Genomic DNA, 14,477 nt, shown 5'->3' on the forward strand with positions numbered 1-14,477 from the left:
CGGCCGCAGGGTCAACGCCGAAACCGGTCGCCCGGTAAGGTCGCCGCCCCGGCGCGCGGAGACAACGAAGCTTGACCGTAGACAGAGCGTCTCGATAAATTCGAGGAGTCCCGCACGACCACTCTCCCGGCAGGAGATTCCGGTGACACCTCCCCCACGCGATCCGCATCCCGAGTACCACGACCCGGACGCCGCCGACACCCTCTACGCGACCAAACCGCCCTGGGACATCGACCGCCCGCAGCGCCCGTTCGCGGACCTCGCCGACGCCGGTGAACTGCGCGGCCGGGTGCTCGACCTGGGTTGCGGCACCGGCGAACACGCCCTGCTCGCCGCGAGCCGCGGCCTCGACGCCACCGGCATCGACCAGTCCGCCCGCGCCCTGGAACTGGCCCGCGCCAAGGCCGCCGACCGCGGCCTGCAGGCCACGTTCCGCCGCCACAGCGCCCTCGAACTGCCGACCCTCGGCGAAACCTTCGACACGGTCCTGGACTGCGGACTGTTCCACCTCTTCGCCGGCGCCGACCGCGCCGCCCTGGTGACCGGCCTGGCCGCGATCCTGCGCCCCGGTGGCCGCTACTTCCTGCTGGGGTTCAGCGACCGCCAGCCCGGCACCTGGGGACCGCATCGCCTGCGCCGCAGCGATATCGAGTCCGCCTTCACCGACGACTGGCGGCTGGACTCGCTCGAGCCCGCCACGCTCGACATCCTGCCCGACCCCACCCCCGTGGCGGCCTGGCTCGCGGCGCTGACCCGGATCTGAACCGCCGCGCTCAGGCCAATCCGGCGCGGAGCACGAGAATCGCTATCTGCGTGCGGTTCTCGAGCCCGAGCTTGGCGATGACCCGGCTGATGTGCACCTTCACGGTCGACTCGCTCATGTGGAGGGTGCGGGCGATCTCGGCGTTGCCGGCGCCGGTGGCGACCGCCCGGGCGACCTCACGTTCCCGGTCGGTGAGCGCCTCGAGCCGGGCCAGGGCGTCGGGCTGCTGCGCGCCGGGACCCTGGGTGAACGCGGTGAGCATGCGTTTGGTGATCGAGGGGGCCAGGATGGCGTCACCGGCGGCGACCACCTCGACCGCGCGGGCGAGTTCCCGGGGCGGGGTGTCCTTGAGCAGGAATCCGGCCGCACCGGATTCCAATGCGGCATAGACGTATTCGTCGAGTCCGAACGTGGTCAGCACGACGACCGCGGGCGGTGCGGGCAGGGCGCGCACCCGGCGGGTCACCTCCAGCCCGTCCACGTGCGGCATCCGGATGTCGGTGACGACGACGTCGGGCCGGTACTTGGCGACCAGGTCCACGATCGACCGTCCGTCCCCGTCCTGCGCCACCACCTCGATCCCGCCGCCCGCCTCCAGGATCATGGAGATGCCGGAGCGCACCAGCTCCTCGTCGTCGAGCAGCACCACCCGGATCACGAAACCTCCCTCACCGCACCATCGTTCGCCCGACCGCTCATTCCGTCACCGCCAGCGGGAAGCTCGCGTGCACCCGATACCCGCCCGAGGGCAACGGCCCGGAATGCACCGTGCCCCCGGCGAGTTCGACCCGCTCCCGCATGCCGAGCAGCCCGAACCCCGATCCCGCCGCGGCCAGCGCGGTCCGCTCACCGGGTCCGTTGCGCACGTCCACGTCGAGGTGTTCGCCGTCCACGGTGAGCGCCACCCGCACCTCGGCCCCGGCCGCGTGCTTGGCGGCATTGGTCAGCGCCTCCCGCACCAGGCGGTGAGCCGCGCGGCCCACCGGCCCCGGCACCGGCGGCAGTTCGGGCGGCGTCGACAGGTCCACCAGTTGCCCGGCTTCGGTCGCCTCGGCGATCAGTTCGGCGATGGCCGACAGGTCGGGGGCGGGTCGCAGCGGCGCCTGCTCCCCGCCGTCGCGGGCGCGCAGTACGCCGAGCAGTTCCCGCATCTCGGTGAGCGCAAGGGATCCGGTGGCGCGGATGGTGCCCGCGATCTCTGCGGGCCTGCCGTCAGCGGAGACCTCCAGGGCGCCCGCGAGCACGGTGATCTGCGAGATCCGGTGCGCGACAATATCGTGCAGCTCGCCCGCGATGCGCAGCCGTTCGGCTTCCACGGCCGCGGCGGCGCGCAGACCCTGTTCACGTTCGGCCTGCTCGGCGCGTTCGCGCAGGGCGGCAAGGGTTTCGGCGCGCTGGTTGGTCCACAGGCCGTACAGCAGCGGGACGACCATGGTGACGGCGACGATCACCCCGCGCGCGAAGAACAGTCCCCACGACGATCCCGCGCCCCACGGCACGACGGCCACGATCAGCGCGGTCACCGACGCCAGCACCGTCGGTCGCCGGGTGCCGTAGCGGCGGGCGACCGTGTACAACGCCGGCAGCGCGGGCGCGAGCGCACCGGACAGCACGTGCCCGAGCAGCGTGACCGCCAGCACCGCCGACGGCTCGTAGCGGCGGAACAGCAGGGCGACCCCGGCCACGATCGCCACCGCCGGTCCGGCGGCGGCGGGCAGCAGGCCGATGGGCGAGGTGTGGACCTCCGAGAAGCCGACCGCGCCGAAGGCGACGGCGAGCACGACATCGAGGATCAGCAGGCCGATCCGTCGTGTCGTGCTCATTCCGGCAACCCTAGTCGGCACGCGATCCCTACACGTCACGGCGCGCGAGCAGGACGCCGCCGACTGCCAGCACACCGGCGGCCAACGCGGTCAGCGGCAGCGCGAGCAGGACCGGATTGCCATTGCCGGGCGTCCCCAGCTGTCCGGCGGCCAGGAAGGGCATCAGCTTCGGACTGGCGCCCACCACCACCGCGCCGGTCTCGGCGACGGTCGGAATGCCGAGGGCGGCGACCATGGCGAGGGTGGCGTTGCGGGTCACGGCGGCGATGCCCATCCCGGCCAGTGCGGCCAGGGTGACGTACACCGGCGCGGCGGCGAATGCCCGTGTGATATCCGAGGTTTCGGCGGGCAGCTGCGAGGTCACCAGCTGGACCAGCACCGTCACGCCGATCAGCGCGAGGCCGTAGACCGCGGCGAGCGCGCCGGTGGTCACCGCCTTGGCGGCCAGCACCCGGCCCGGACGGCGCAGGGTGAGCATGGTGGTGGTGATGGTGCCGTAGCGGTATTCGTGGCCGAAGGCGTTGACGGCCACCGCCGTCGCGAACAGCGCGCCCAGCAGCAGCGGCAGGCCCGACGTCGACGCGGTGAACTGCTCGCTCGGGGTGGCGTGGTCGCGGATCGCGGAGAAGTAGGCGATGACCCCTTGCAGGGCGAGCCCGGCGGCGAGCAGCACCCAGGTCGAGCGGACCGTCGCGAGGCGGGCGACTTCGTAACGAATGGCGTTGAGCATGAGAGTGATTCCCTTCGGAGGATGCGGTCGGTCAGGCCGCGACGTGGCCGCGGTACCGCGCCGCGTCGGCGGTGGCGTGCAAGTAGGCGTCCTCGAGGCTGCTGCGGGCCAGGGTCAGCTCGGTGACGAGCAGCCCGGCCCGCAGGGCGAGGGCCGCGACGGCCTGGCGGTCGTCGCCGTCCACCAGCACCGCGCCGTCGGCCTCGACACGGGCCCGGAATCCATTGCGGCCCAGCAGGTGCGCCAGTTCGTGCGGCCGGTCGGTGCGGGCCACGACGGTGGAGGCGGAGTTGCGGCCGATGAACTCGCGCACCGACTCCGCGGCCAGCAGCCGCCCGCCCCCGATGACCACCAGCGAATCCGCCAGGTGCGCCATCTCGTTGAGCAGATGCGAGGACACGAACACGGTGCGGCCCTGGCGCGCCAGGCCTTTGAGCAGATCGCGCAGCCAGCGCACACCCTCGGGGTCCAGTCCGTTGGCGGGCTCGTCGAGGATGATGGTCGCCGGATCGCCCAGCAGCGCGACCGCGAGCCCGAGCCGCTGCTGCATGCCGAGGCTGAAACCGCCGGCCCGCTTCCCGGCCACGTCGCACAGTCCGACCTGGCCCAGCACCTCCTCGACCCGGGCCCGGCCGATGCCCGCGCCGTCGGCGATCATCTGCAGGTGCGCGATGGCGGTGCGCTTGGGGTGCACGGCGCGGGCGTCGAGCATGACGCCGACCGAACGCAGCGGATCGGTGAGTTCGGCGTAGGTCTGCCCATCGAACAGGGTGCGCCCGCTGCCGTGGTCGAGCCCCAGCATGAGCCGCATGGTGGTGGACTTGCCCGCGCCGTTGGGGCCCAGGAATCCGGTCACCACGCCCGGCGGGACGTCGAAGGACAGCTCGTGCACCGCCGCCACGTCGCCGTAGCGCTTGCCCAGTCCGCGCGCCTGAATCATTCCGCTCACCTCGTCTTCGGAGGGCGACGCCCGGTGCGCCGCCTGTCCTCTCCGAGATTGCCGGGTGGGCGCGGCCCGGAAATCAGACGACAGCACACGGCCGTGTACCACTTTCGGGTTACCCCGGGCCTTTCGCGGTTCGCACGGATGCGAAAAGCAGGGCGCAATTGTGGTTAGCCCCCTCGACAGAACTCAAGGCCCGCAGCCTGGAGTGATACCTTTTCTCTATGGTCGATTCGACCCATTAACTCTTCTTCGCGCATCAGGGAGATGGCGTGTCCAGAACTGTGAAGGTTTCCGTCGCATGGGTTTGCGGGGGCATTCTCGGGATTGTTGCCGGTTTGTCAGGAGCCGGGGGTGCGTCCGCCGACACGGCGGGCGGCCCGGTGCAGGTCGGGGATGCTCAATATTTCAGCCTGGGCGGGTGGAACTGTTCCATCGCCACGGACGGCGCGGTGGGATGCGATCTCATGGTCCCGGCCGCCGTCATGAATGTGCTCTACCTCGGCGCGCAGGTCCCGCTGCCGAATGTGCCCGCGATCGTCATCGATTCGACCGCGGCCCCGGCACACCCGGAGTGGAACTCCAACGGCAGTCACACACTGCCGGGCGGTAATCCGGCGCTGGCGCCCATCGCGCAGGTGAGCGGGCACGATCCGCAATTCTCGGTCTCCTTTGCCGGAGCGACCTGTCAGATCACCTATTCCGGTGCGGCCGTGTGCACTTCGATGGGGCATGGGTTCAGCCAAAGGGGACCAGAGCCTTTCGGCTACTGATCCCCTTCGGAATCGTTCGATGACCGATGTCACCGGTACCAGACGCCGGAATCCCAGTCGCCGTAGTCCCAGACATTGAAATCGTAACGACCATGGGCGCCTCCGAAGAGGTAGCCCCACCAGCCGGCCGAAGTGTCGCAGATCTGGTCGTCGTGGTTGCACACCGTCAGGACCGGGAAGCCGCCGAACCAGTCGTCGACGCCCGCGAGCGGGTAGCCGATGATGCCGCTGCCGGGCGTGGAGGACAAACCGCCCCAGCCCGGACCCGGAGCCCGCTTGGGATCCGACAGCAGAATGGCATTGGCATTGTCGACGCCCTGGTGTGCGGTGACCCAGGCGTGGACGAGACCCGCGCCCTCACTGTGCCCGATCAACCGGATGTGGTCGCCGGGACATTCGTTGCGATGCTGCCAGAACAACCGGTTGAGTTCGTTCAACCCCGACATCGGGTCGGCGGAGTTGTAACCCACCGGTTGATTCACGAACGGTGCGAAGATGGACGAGGTGTTGTCGCCCAGTCCGCCGATGCCGATGGCCCAATCACCGGTGCAGTCATCGGCATGGGCCCGCGGAGCCGTCAGGTGTGTGATGGAAAAAAGGATGGCCAACAGTAATGCGGCGAAGAGCGCCGTTGCTCTACGCATGGTCGTAACTCTCTGAATTGTCTTGCCTCCGGGGCGAGCCCGGCTTCAGCAGGATGTACCCAGAAATTGCTGAGGTGTCTGATTCCTGGCGAAAAGGTTACATCCGCGCCGGTTTTGTAGGCCGTACCGCGATGTCGCCGCGAAATCGCCCGGGCAGCGGGTCAATTGCGCAGACGGACCAGCGCGATAGGGCATTCACTGCCGTGCAGCAGCGCGTGACCGGTCGATCCGAGCGCCATCCCGGGATATCCGCGGGTGCCGTGACTGCCGACCACCAGCAATTGCGCTCCCGCGGCGGCATCGAGCAGGATGCGGGCCGGATGCCCCTCCATGACAAGGGTTTTCACCTCGACACCCGGAAAGGCCGCGGCATTGCGGTCCAGCATGCCGGTCAGCAGGTCGGCGGCGTCGGCGTGGGTGTGAGTGTCGCCGGACAGTTCTTCCCACGCGTGCACCGCCAGCAGCGGCGCATCGCGCCGCGAGGCCTCGTCGAAGGCGATCTCGAGCGCGCGCACGCTGTGCACCGACCCGTCGACCCCGACGACGACCGGTCGGTCCGAAATCGGCTCGGTCCCACCGGGAACCACCACCACCGGCCCCCGCGCGTGCCGCGCCACGCCGGTGCTCACCGAGCCGAGCAGGCTGCGGTGGTAGGCGCTCATGCCGCGCACGCCGACCACCACGAAGTAGGCGGTCTCGGCCTGCGCCGACAGCACGGTGACCGCGGGCGCGTCGACGAGGAAGGTGCGAATGTCGGGAACCGGCCGGTCCCCCACCGCTTTCCGCGCGATCTCGGCGGCATGGTCGAGCGCGTCCTGGGCGGTGCCGCGCAGCCGGTCGTGCAGCAGCCGGACCGGGCTCTCGTCCAGGGGCGCGTCGGCGACCGGCGGCACCGCGAACACCAGGTGCAGCGGCGCGCCGCGCAGGGCGGCGTCGACCGCGGCCCAGCGCACCGCGTGCAGCGCGGATTCGGAGGCGTCGACGCCCACCACGATCGACCGGTCGAGACTGTTGGCAGGCACCGCGTTCCGCCTCCTCCCAGGCCCCCTCCCTCGGCGATCCTACGGACCGACCACCCGGTCTCGCGGCTGACTCGCCGTGGGCAGTCCGACCACGAAGATCGGCTGCCCCGGGCTCATGGTCGCCGACTGATCCCGCAGGATCTGCCACATCAGGGAATACGGCACCCCGGTCACCGCGTCACGCAGCCGCATGACCGTGGGCGCGCCGGTGAGAATGCCATGATCGCCGGTCCAGATTCGCCGGAACGGCTCGAACCGCCCGAGTTCGGCCAGCACCCGCGCGTCCTCCTCGGTCTCGCCCTCCTCCATGGCCAGCAGCCCGCGCAGGGTCGAGATGGCATGGCGCAGTGAGCCGGTCCAGTCGACGAGGACATGCCGCGCGAGGTCGTCGGTGAGCATCCAGTGCAGGAAATTGCCGTCGTCGCCGAGCCCGGGGAACGTGCGCAGATGGACGGCGTTGGCGGCCAGCACGTTCAGGCGACGGTCGAGATAGGCCGCGGGATGCGGCAGGTGGACGTCGAGGTTCTCCAGCATGGCCGCGGTCAGCGGCGGCTCGTCGCGCGGCGGGGCGTGCTGCCCGAGTGCGGCCAGGTCGTGCAGGTGCCGGTATTCGGCCATGGTCAGGCGGGCGACCTGGTCCAGGTAGCGGACCATGGCGGTGAGCACCTGTTCGGTGGGGCGGCCGCGTTCCCCGCGTTCCATCCGGGTGATGTAGCTGGCGCTCACCCCCGCTCCGAAGGCCAGCCGTTCCCGCGAGACTCCCCGCCGCTCGCGCAGTCGCCGCAGCGTGCCGCCGAAATTCGGCGGCACGGGAGGGCCGGGGTCGTGAACCCCACCGCGATGCTCATGCCCTGCGCTGCCGATGGTCGACTCGGTCATCATCCCGCCCCCGGAATTCGCCCATCCGCCATGGATGGACCCTGAACATGTGGCTACTTCCTAGCAGCCTGCTACCGGGTCGGCAAGTCGGGAATCCAGCAAAAATTGGGGCAGAGCTGCGAATTTACAGTTTCGGACAGAAAATACGGCCGTGACGGGCGGAATTAACGGACCGGGTCGATCCTCACCGGGTGTCCAGCCCCCTATGACAAGCGATCAGTCGAGTAGATACGCCCCAATAGCCATGGATGCCGATCACCGAACCCCTCTCCGCACGGGTGGATTCCGCGGTGGCGGGCAACCACCGCGACGCGGTTTCCCGGCCCGCGCCCGAATCCATTGCCCGCGATGCCGGCGGCAACCCGTGCGAGACTCGCGAAACAGGCTGTGGGAGAGGGTATTCCGCGCGGTCATTAGTGGGCCATTGGTCGGTTGTTGGCGGGCCCGGCGAATCTCGGGTCGTACCGAACGACCACCGGTACCGAACGATCAAGGGACGACATCATGCGATACCGGATTCTGACCCTCGCCCTCGCCGCCGCGGCGCTGGCGGGCTCGACCGCCGCGTTCACGGGCGCGGCCGGCGCGACCGCGCCGTGGTGCAGCACCTCGCGCATCCAGGCCTCGGTGACCGCGGGCGAGCAGCTCGGCTCCAACCTGCGCACCGCGAACATCACGCTGCGCAATGTCTCCGCGCAGACCTGCCGCACGCAGGGTTACCCGGGCGTGGACCTGGCGGTGTGGGGACAGCCCGGGCAGCACGCGGCACGCAACGGCGCGACCGGCTACCCGATCGAGCTCGCGCCGGGACGATCGGCGTCGGCCACGCTCACCTACACCTACGGCGGGACCGACTGGATCGCCAACGAACTGATCGTGACCCCGCCCGACAACACCCGCCCGCTGCGCCTGTACTGGGATTGGCGCAAGCTCGGCGCGGTGACCTTCGGCCAGCCCGGCTCGGTCACCATCGGCCCGCTGCGCGCCTGACTCCCGCTGTCCCCGGCGGCGTGTCGAGAAATGGTGTCGGTTGGACGACGGATCGGTGGAGACACAGCCCGTCGGCGTGGCTGCCGCGTCACGCCGACCGATGCTGATCCACTGATCATGATCATCGGCACCCGGTGAAGGAGGCACGCGATGGCAGTGCGACGCCGTCAACTACTGCTCGGATTCGCCGGAGCGGGCGGGCTCGTACTCGCGGGCTGCGGCCGGGAGCCCTCGACACCGCGCACGCCCGCCAAGATCCACTTCGAGCCCGCACCGGCCCCACAGCCGGTGTCGGCCCGCGCGCCCGGCACGGTCGCCGTCACCGACGGGACCCTGACCTCGGTGGAATGGCTCGACGAGACCGGCCGTCCGCTGCCCGGCGCACCGGCCGCCGATCAGAAGAGCTGGGTCAGCGCCGAACCGCTCGGCTACGGCCACACCTACACGGTGAAGGCCGTGGCCAAGGGCGAGACCGGCGACATCACCGCCACCGCGAATTACACGACGCCCCGGCCCGATCGGCTCGTCGACGTCTCGCTGCGGTCGGCGAATCAGGTCGAGCTCTCCGAAAACGATACGTACGGCGTCGGTTTCGTGCTCGTCGCGCATTTCACCGAGGCCGTGGACCGGAGGGCGGCCGAATCCGCGCTGAAAGTCGTGACCGCGCCCGCTGTCGCGGGGGCCTGGTACTGGCTCGACGATCGCAACGCGCACTGGCGGCCAGAGCTCTATCACGCGCCCGGCACCCGGATCACGGTGACGGCGGACCTGTTCGGCATCCCGCTCGGCGACGGCGCGTTCGGCCTGCGTGATCAGCGGGTGTCGGTGACCATCGGCGCGGCCCACGTGGCGATCGCCGACGACGACACCAAGATGATCGACGTCTTCGACAACGGAAACCTGGTGCGCTCCATGCCGACCTCGATGGGCATGGGCGGCTCCGCGGTGATCGGCGGACGCCAGCTGTCGTTCTGGACCCGGCCGGGCATCTACACGGTGCTCGACAGCTCGGATCCGGTCATCATGGATTCAGCGAGCTACGGCCTGCCCACCAACGCCAGCCTGGGATACCGGACCACCATCCATCACGCGGTGCGGATCAGCCACGACGGCATCTACGTCCACGAACTGGCGCAGAGCATGTGGGCCCAGGGCAATACCAATGTCTCGCACGGCTGCCTCAATATCTCCCCCGCCGACGCCACCTGGTTCTTCGACTTCGTCGTCCCCGGCGACGTGGTGGAGGTCCGCAATACCGGCGGCGAGCCGCTCGACATCTGGCAGAACGGCGACTGGTCGGTCCCGTGGCCGGAGTGGCAGCAGGGCCGGGCCCAGCCCTGACCTAGCGGCGCGCGCCGACGATCCGCAGCGCGAGATCGACGTAGTAGTCGCCGATCTCCTCCGGCGAGAGCGGCCCGTCGTCGCGGTACCAGCGGGCCAGGTCGATGCCCAGCGACAGCAACGCCACCGCGGCCATGCGCGGATTCGGGTTGTCGAACACGCCCGCGGCGACGCCGCGTTCGATGAGCTGCCGCATCTCGGCGTCGATGACGCGGCGGACGTCCTTGATCTCCCGCTGATGTTCGGGACTCAGGGCGGCGAGCTCGTAGTTGACGACCCGCGCGCCGGTGTGGCCGCGCGCGTGGTCGATGGCGAAATCCCGCATCACCGCGACCAATTGCTCCACCGGGTCGTCGGAGGTGGACAGTGCGCCGCGCAACCGGGCCAGGGTGTTCTCGTGCCCGGCGCGCGAAACCTGGTAGAGCAGTTCCTCCTTGGACCGGTGGTGCACGTAGATGGCCGCGGTGCTCAATCCGGCGATCGAGGTGATGTCGCGGGTGGTGGAGCCGTGGAAGCCGCGCTCGGCGAAGGCGACGATCGCAGCGTCCAGCAGCCGTGCCCGCGTCTCGTCCGCGCGCGAGCGATCCTCTGATCCGGTCACCGGTACAGTCTCGCAGCCACCGGAGAACTTCCGGCGCGCGGCTAGCGGGCGCGCTTTCCCCAGTCGGGGTCGCGGCGGCGCAGTTCCCACTGGGCGATGGATCGCTTGTGCACCTCGTCGGGTCCGTCGGCCAGACGCAGGGTGCGCATGTGGGCGTACATATTGGCGAGCGGGAAGTCATCGGAGACGCCGGCGCCGCCGTGCACCTGGATGGCGCGGTCGATCACCTTCAGCGCCACGTTCGGGGCCGCGACCTTGATGGCGGCGATCTCGGTGCGGGCCGCCTTGTTGCCGACGGTGTCCATCAGGTACGCCGCCTGCAGGGTGAGCAGCCGGGCCATATTGATCTCGATGCGCGCTTCGGCGATCCAGTCCTGGATATTGGCCCGGTTGGCCACCGGCTCGCCGAAGGTGACGCGCGATTGCGCCCGGTCGATCATCAGGTCCAGGGCGCGTTCGGCCATGCCGACGGCACGCATGCAGTGGTGGATGCGGCCGGGGCCCAGGCGGGCCTGGCTGATCATGAATCCGTCGCCCTCACCGGCGAGCAGGGCGGTGACGGGGACGCGCACGTTCTCGAAGAGCACTTCGGCGTGGCCCTCGCGGTCCTGATAACCGAAGACCGGCAGTCCGCGCAGCACGGTGACGCCGGGGGTTTCCATGGGCACGACCATCATCGACTGCTGGCGGTGGGTGGGCGCGTCCGGATCGGTCTTGCCCATCACGATCATGACCTTGCAGTTCTTGTGCAGGGCATTGGAGGTCCACCATTTGCGGCCGTTGAGCACGTACTCGTCGCCGTCGCGTTCCATGCGCAGCTGGATATTGGTGGCGTCGGAGCTGGCGACCGCGGGTTCGGTCATGGCGAACGCCGAGCGGATCTCGCCGTCGAGCAGCGGCCGCAGCCACTGTTGCTTGTGTTCGGGGGTGCCGAACAGGGTCAGCACCTCCATATTGCCGGTGTCGGGGGCGTTGCAGTTGGTGGCCTCGGGCGCGAGACCCACGCTGCGGCCCATGATCTCGGCCAGGTGCGCGTATTCCAGGTTGGTCAGGCCCGGACCCCATTCCGGGTGCGGGTGGAAGAGGTTCCACAGCCCGCGGTCGCGGGCCTCGGTCTTGAGCTCCTCGAGCACCGGCGGATGGAAGTGCGGATCCCCGGATTCCGCCATCTGCGCCTCGTACACCGCTTCGGCCGGGTAGACGCGCTCGTCCATGAAGGCGAGCAGCTCGTCCCGGTATCCGCGGGCCCGCTCCGACAGCTCGAACATCGACAACTCCTGATCGTGGGTCGCACACAGTGGTTACTGTCTCGCCAGGTACGCTATCCGAACTTGATTCCGGATTCAAGTATGGTTCTCCTGTGCGCCATCCAGGTTGTGCACCAACAGCTTTCGCAATTTCCTGATGCGACCTGACGGCCGAGCGGAGACGAAAACGGTGCCGTGACACCGGGTGTCACGGCACCGCCTCGAGCGGAGCGGCCGGAGTCGGATGCACCTGATCCCCGGCTCCGTGCCCCGCCATCGGCGGATCGATCGGAGTGGCGAGCGTCGCGCGGTGACGCCCTGCGCTTCCCAGACCGATCCGGTCTACCTCGGCGCGCTCGGGGTACGGAGCCGGGTTTCCACCGCGCGCCGGAGTTCGTCTCGGACCGTGCCGGTCATCGGCCGCTCTCCTTGACGGCGTCGATCCCGGCCCGCAGCAGGGGTTCGACGGCGTCGCCGATGGTGTCGAATCCGGCGCCCACGGTCTGGCCGTGCAGGTAGCGGTAGTGGATGCCTTCGAGGATGGCGGCCAATTTGAAGGCGGCCAGACCCTGATAGAACCCGAGGTTCGCGAGGTCGCGGCCGCTGCGCTCGGCGTAGCGGGCGAGAGTCTCGTCCTCGGTGAGATAGCCGGGGGCGCCGGACATGTCGCCGGGCACGCCCAGATCGCCCAGCCGCTGATACAGCACCAGCAGCGCGACATCGGTGAGTGGGTCGCCGACGGTGGCCATCTCCCAGTCGACGACGGCGGCCACCCGGTCCTGCGCGTCGACGAGGACATTGTCGAGCCGGTAGTCGCCGTGCACGATGCCGTCGGGCGACTGCTGGGGCTGCTCCGCGGCGAGCAGCGCGTACAGCGCCTCGGCGGCGGGCAGGTCGCGGGTGTAGGAGGCGTCGAGCTGTTTCTTCCAGCGGTGCACCTGCCGGGCCAGGAAGCCACTCGCCTTCCCGAAGTCCCCGAGCCCCACCGATTCCGGATCGACCCTGTGCAGTGCGGCCAGCGCGTCGACCATGCCCTCGGAGATCACGCGGGTCCGTTCCGGTCCGAGCGCCTCGAGTTCGGCCGCCTCCCGATAGGGCACGCCCGCAACGTTTTCCATGAGATAGAACGGCGCGCCCAGGATATCGGGATCGGTGCACAGCACATACGTGCGCGGGACCGGGACGGCGGTGTCGGCCAGGGCGCTCATGACCCGGAACTCGCGACCCATATCGTGCGCGGTGGCCAGCACGTGCCCCAGCGGCGGGCGGCGCAGAATCCATTCGGAGACACCGTCTCCCACCACATAGGTGAGATTGGAGCGGCCGCCCGAGATGAACCGTCCGGCCAGCGGACCGGACGCGAAGCCGGGCCGGGAGCGCTCGAGCCACGCGGCCAGCCGGGTCAGGTCCAGCCCGGGCAGCTCGCCACCCGCCGGGGCGCTGTTCGGCGCGCTCATCACGGCACCAGCAGGGCGACGTGCTCGGCGACGCAGGCCGGTTTGGCCGAGCCGTCGATCTCCACGGTGACCCGCGAGACCAGTTGCACGCCCGCGTTCGTCGGAGTCAGCGACACCAGCTCCACTCCGGCCCGGACCCAGGAGCCCACCGGCACCGGAGCGGGGAAGCGAACCTTGTTGGTCCCGTAATTGATTCCCATCGACAGCCCCTCCACGACGTAGACGCCGTGGGCGAGCATCGGCAGCAGCGACAGGGTCAGGAAGCCGTGCGCCACGGTCGCCCCGAACGGTCCCTCGGCGGCGCGCTCGGGGTCGACGTGGATCCACTGGTGGTCGCCGGTGGCGTCGGCGAACATGTCGATCTGAAGCTGAGTCACCGTATGCCAGTCGCTGTAACCCAGATGGGTGCCGACCGCCTTCTCCAGCTCGGGCAAACCCTCGAATACCCGCATCGCTCGCGTTCCTTCCGTTCCGATTGCGCTGCGCCGCTAGTTCTTCGGCCCGCCGGCCACGTAGATGACCTGGCCGGACACGAACCCCGCGCCTTCGCTGACCAGGAACGAGACGGTGTGCGCGATGTCCTCCGGCTTGCCCGACCGCGCCACCGGGATGGTGGCGATCAGAGCCTGGCGGAAGTCCTCGAAGGACATGCCCAGGCGTTCGGCGGTGGCGTGGGTCATCTCGGTCTCGATGAAGCCGGGCGCGATCGCGTTGGCGGTGACGCCGAACTTGCCGAGTTCGAAGGCGAGGGTCTTGGTGAAGCCCTGGATCCCGGCCTTGGCGGCGGCATAATTGGCCTGGCCGCGATTGCCCAGCGCCGAGGTGCTCGACAGGTTCACGATGCGGCCGAAGTTCTGCTCCACCATGTACTTCTGCACGGCCTTGGTGCACAGGAACGCGCCGCGCAGGTGCACGCCCATGACGGCGTCCCAGTCGTCGACGGTCATCTTGTACAGCATGTTGTCGCGGATGATGCCCGCGTTGTTGACCAGCACGGTCGGGGCGCCGAGCTCGGCGGCCACCCGTTCCACCGCGGCGGTCACCGACTGCTCGTCGGACACGTCCGCGCCGACGGCGACGGCCCGGCCACCGGCCGCCTCGACCTCGGCGACCACCGGCTTGCAGGCGGATTCGTCGAGGTCCAGCACGGCGACGGCCATCCCGTCGGCCGCCAGCCTCCGCGCCACGCCCGCGCCGATGCCGCGCGCGGCCCCGGTGACGATCGCTACCCGCTGTGTTTCGTTGCTCATAGGGTTCTCCCGAG

Annotated in this window: 16 protein-coding genes; 4 read left to right on the plus strand and 12 right to left on the minus strand. The window is 69.7% G+C overall.

What is annotated here, in order from left to right:
• Nucleotides 1-142: 142 nt before the first annotated feature.
• The gene (locus ABZ412_RS27320; RefSeq protein ID WP_357285404.1) at nt 143-763 is read left to right on the plus strand and encodes a class I SAM-dependent methyltransferase; all 621 of its coding nucleotides are present in this window, start codon (nt 143-145) and stop codon (nt 761-763) included.
• 10 nt (nt 764-773) lie between these two features.
• On the opposite strand, the gene ABZ412_RS27325 is transcribed toward ABZ412_RS27320, so the two are convergent.
• From ABZ412_RS27325 to ABZ412_RS27340, 4 genes are read right to left on the minus strand one after another with little or no spacing between them, the layout of a single operon-like run.
• Complete coding sequence (locus ABZ412_RS27325; protein WP_357285407.1) at nt 774-1,421, minus strand: response regulator transcription factor; 648 nt, start codon at nt 1,419-1,421, stop codon at nt 774-776.
• 37 nt (nt 1,422-1,458) lie between these two features.
• Entirely contained in the window at nt 1,459-2,586 is a 1,128-nt protein-coding gene (locus tag ABZ412_RS27330; RefSeq protein ID WP_357285410.1) for a histidine kinase, read from the minus strand.
• A 28-nt stretch (nt 2,587-2,614) separates the two neighbouring features.
• Nucleotides 2,615-3,316 carry an ABC transporter permease gene (locus ABZ412_RS27335; protein WP_357285413.1) on the minus strand — a complete coding sequence of 234 codons (702 nt, stop codon included), beginning with the start codon at nt 3,314-3,316 and terminating at the stop codon, nt 2,615-2,617.
• A gap of 31 nt (nt 3,317-3,347) precedes the next feature.
• A complete protein-coding gene (locus tag ABZ412_RS27340; protein WP_357285416.1) occupies nt 3,348-4,256 on the minus strand; it encodes an ATP-binding cassette domain-containing protein in 909 nt (302 codons plus the stop codon).
• A 287-nt stretch (nt 4,257-4,543) separates the two neighbouring features.
• Between ABZ412_RS27340 and ABZ412_RS27345 the strand changes: the two genes are divergently transcribed.
• A complete protein-coding gene (locus ABZ412_RS27345) occupies nt 4,544-5,032 on the plus strand; it encodes a hypothetical protein (protein WP_357285419.1) in 489 nt (162 codons plus the stop codon).
• A gap of 29 nt (nt 5,033-5,061) precedes the next feature.
• Here ABZ412_RS27345 and ABZ412_RS27350 read toward each other — a convergent pair whose 3' ends face one another.
• The 3 genes from ABZ412_RS27350 to ABZ412_RS27360 all read right to left on the minus strand — a co-directional run bounded on the left by ABZ412_RS27350 (nt 5,062) and on the right by ABZ412_RS27360 (nt 7,577).
• Entirely contained in the window at nt 5,062-5,676 is a 615-nt protein-coding gene (locus ABZ412_RS27350) for a hypothetical protein (RefSeq protein WP_357285422.1), read from the minus strand.
• Nucleotides 5,677-5,837: 161 nt separating this feature from the next.
• Nucleotides 5,838-6,698 carry a universal stress protein gene (locus tag ABZ412_RS27355; RefSeq protein ID WP_357285425.1) on the minus strand — a complete coding sequence of 287 codons (861 nt, stop codon included), beginning with the start codon at nt 6,696-6,698 and terminating at the stop codon, nt 5,838-5,840.
• A gap of 39 nt (nt 6,699-6,737) precedes the next feature.
• Complete coding sequence (locus tag ABZ412_RS27360; protein WP_357285429.1) at nt 6,738-7,577, minus strand: helix-turn-helix domain-containing protein; 840 nt, start codon at nt 7,575-7,577, stop codon at nt 6,738-6,740.
• A gap of 504 nt (nt 7,578-8,081) precedes the next feature.
• On the opposite strand from ABZ412_RS27360, the gene ABZ412_RS27365 reads away from it, so the two are divergent.
• Complete coding sequence (locus ABZ412_RS27365) at nt 8,082-8,567, plus strand: DUF4232 domain-containing protein (protein ID WP_357285431.1); 486 nt, start codon at nt 8,082-8,084, stop codon at nt 8,565-8,567.
• 150 nt (nt 8,568-8,717) lie between these two features.
• Nucleotides 8,718-9,908, plus strand: a complete 1,191-nt coding sequence (locus ABZ412_RS27370; RefSeq protein WP_357285434.1) for an Ig-like domain-containing protein — start codon at nt 8,718-8,720, stop codon at nt 9,906-9,908.
• A 1-nt stretch (nt 9,909) separates the two neighbouring features.
• On the opposite strand, the gene ABZ412_RS27375 is transcribed toward ABZ412_RS27370, so the two are convergent.
• The 5 genes from ABZ412_RS27375 to fabG form a co-directional block, all read right to left on the minus strand.
• Nucleotides 9,910-10,509 carry a TetR/AcrR family transcriptional regulator gene (locus ABZ412_RS27375; protein ID WP_357285437.1) on the minus strand — a complete coding sequence of 200 codons (600 nt, stop codon included), beginning with the start codon at nt 10,507-10,509 and terminating at the stop codon, nt 9,910-9,912.
• Nucleotides 10,510-10,550: 41 nt separating this feature from the next.
• Entirely contained in the window at nt 10,551-11,783 is a 1,233-nt protein-coding gene (locus tag ABZ412_RS27380; RefSeq protein ID WP_357285440.1) for an acyl-CoA dehydrogenase family protein, read from the minus strand.
• Nucleotides 11,784-12,169: 386 nt separating this feature from the next.
• Entirely contained in the window at nt 12,170-13,213 is a 1,044-nt protein-coding gene (locus tag ABZ412_RS27385; protein WP_357285443.1) for a phosphotransferase family protein, read from the minus strand.
• Nucleotides 13,213-13,665: a MaoC family dehydratase gene (locus ABZ412_RS27390; RefSeq protein ID WP_357285445.1), complete on the minus strand. Its 453-nt coding sequence runs from the start codon at nt 13,663-13,665 to the stop codon at nt 13,213-13,215. The genes ABZ412_RS27385 and ABZ412_RS27390 overlap by 1 nt, the downstream gene beginning before the upstream one ends.
• Before the next feature lie 36 nt (nt 13,666-13,701).
• Nucleotides 13,702-14,463 carry a 3-oxoacyl-ACP reductase FabG gene (gene fabG, locus ABZ412_RS27395; RefSeq protein ID WP_357285448.1) on the minus strand — a complete coding sequence of 254 codons (762 nt, stop codon included), beginning with the start codon at nt 14,461-14,463 and terminating at the stop codon, nt 13,702-13,704.
• Nucleotides 14,464-14,477: the final 14 nt, after the last annotated feature.

This window comes from Nocardia sp. NPDC005746, from assembly GCF_040630785.1.
Lineage (GTDB): Bacteria > Actinomycetota > Actinomycetes > Mycobacteriales > Mycobacteriaceae > Nocardia.

Bases quoted from the DNA above. Each gene is read 5' to 3' on its own strand.
- ABZ412_RS27360 (WP_357285429.1), bottom strand. From the start codon at position 7,577: ATGACCGAGTCGACCATCGGCAGCGCAGGGCATGAGCATCGCGGTGGG.
- ABZ412_RS27330 (WP_357285410.1), bottom strand. From the start codon at position 2,586: ATGAGCACGACACGACGGATCGGCCTGCTGATCCTCGATGTCGTGCTC.
- ABZ412_RS27385 (WP_357285443.1), bottom strand. From the start codon at position 13,213: ATGAGCGCGCCGAACAGCGCCCCGGCGGGTGGCGAGCTGCCCGGGCTG.
- ABZ412_RS27390 (WP_357285445.1), bottom strand. From the start codon at position 13,665: ATGCGGGTATTCGAGGGTTTGCCCGAGCTGGAGAAGGCGGTCGGCACC.
- fabG (WP_357285448.1), bottom strand. From the start codon at position 14,463: ATGAGCAACGAAACACAGCGGGTAGCGATCGTCACCGGGGCCGCGCGC.
- ABZ412_RS27365 (WP_357285431.1), top strand. From the start codon at position 8,082: ATGCGATACCGGATTCTGACCCTCGCCCTCGCCGCCGCGGCGCTGGCG.
- ABZ412_RS27340 (WP_357285416.1), bottom strand. From the start codon at position 4,256: ATGATTCAGGCGCGCGGACTGGGCAAGCGCTACGGCGACGTGGCGGCG.
- ABZ412_RS27370 (WP_357285434.1), top strand. From the start codon at position 8,718: ATGGCAGTGCGACGCCGTCAACTACTGCTCGGATTCGCCGGAGCGGGC.
- ABZ412_RS27335 (WP_357285413.1), bottom strand. From the start codon at position 3,316: ATGCTCAACGCCATTCGTTACGAAGTCGCCCGCCTCGCGACGGTCCGC.
- ABZ412_RS27350 (WP_357285422.1), bottom strand. From the start codon at position 5,676: ATGCGTAGAGCAACGGCGCTCTTCGCCGCATTACTGTTGGCCATCCTT.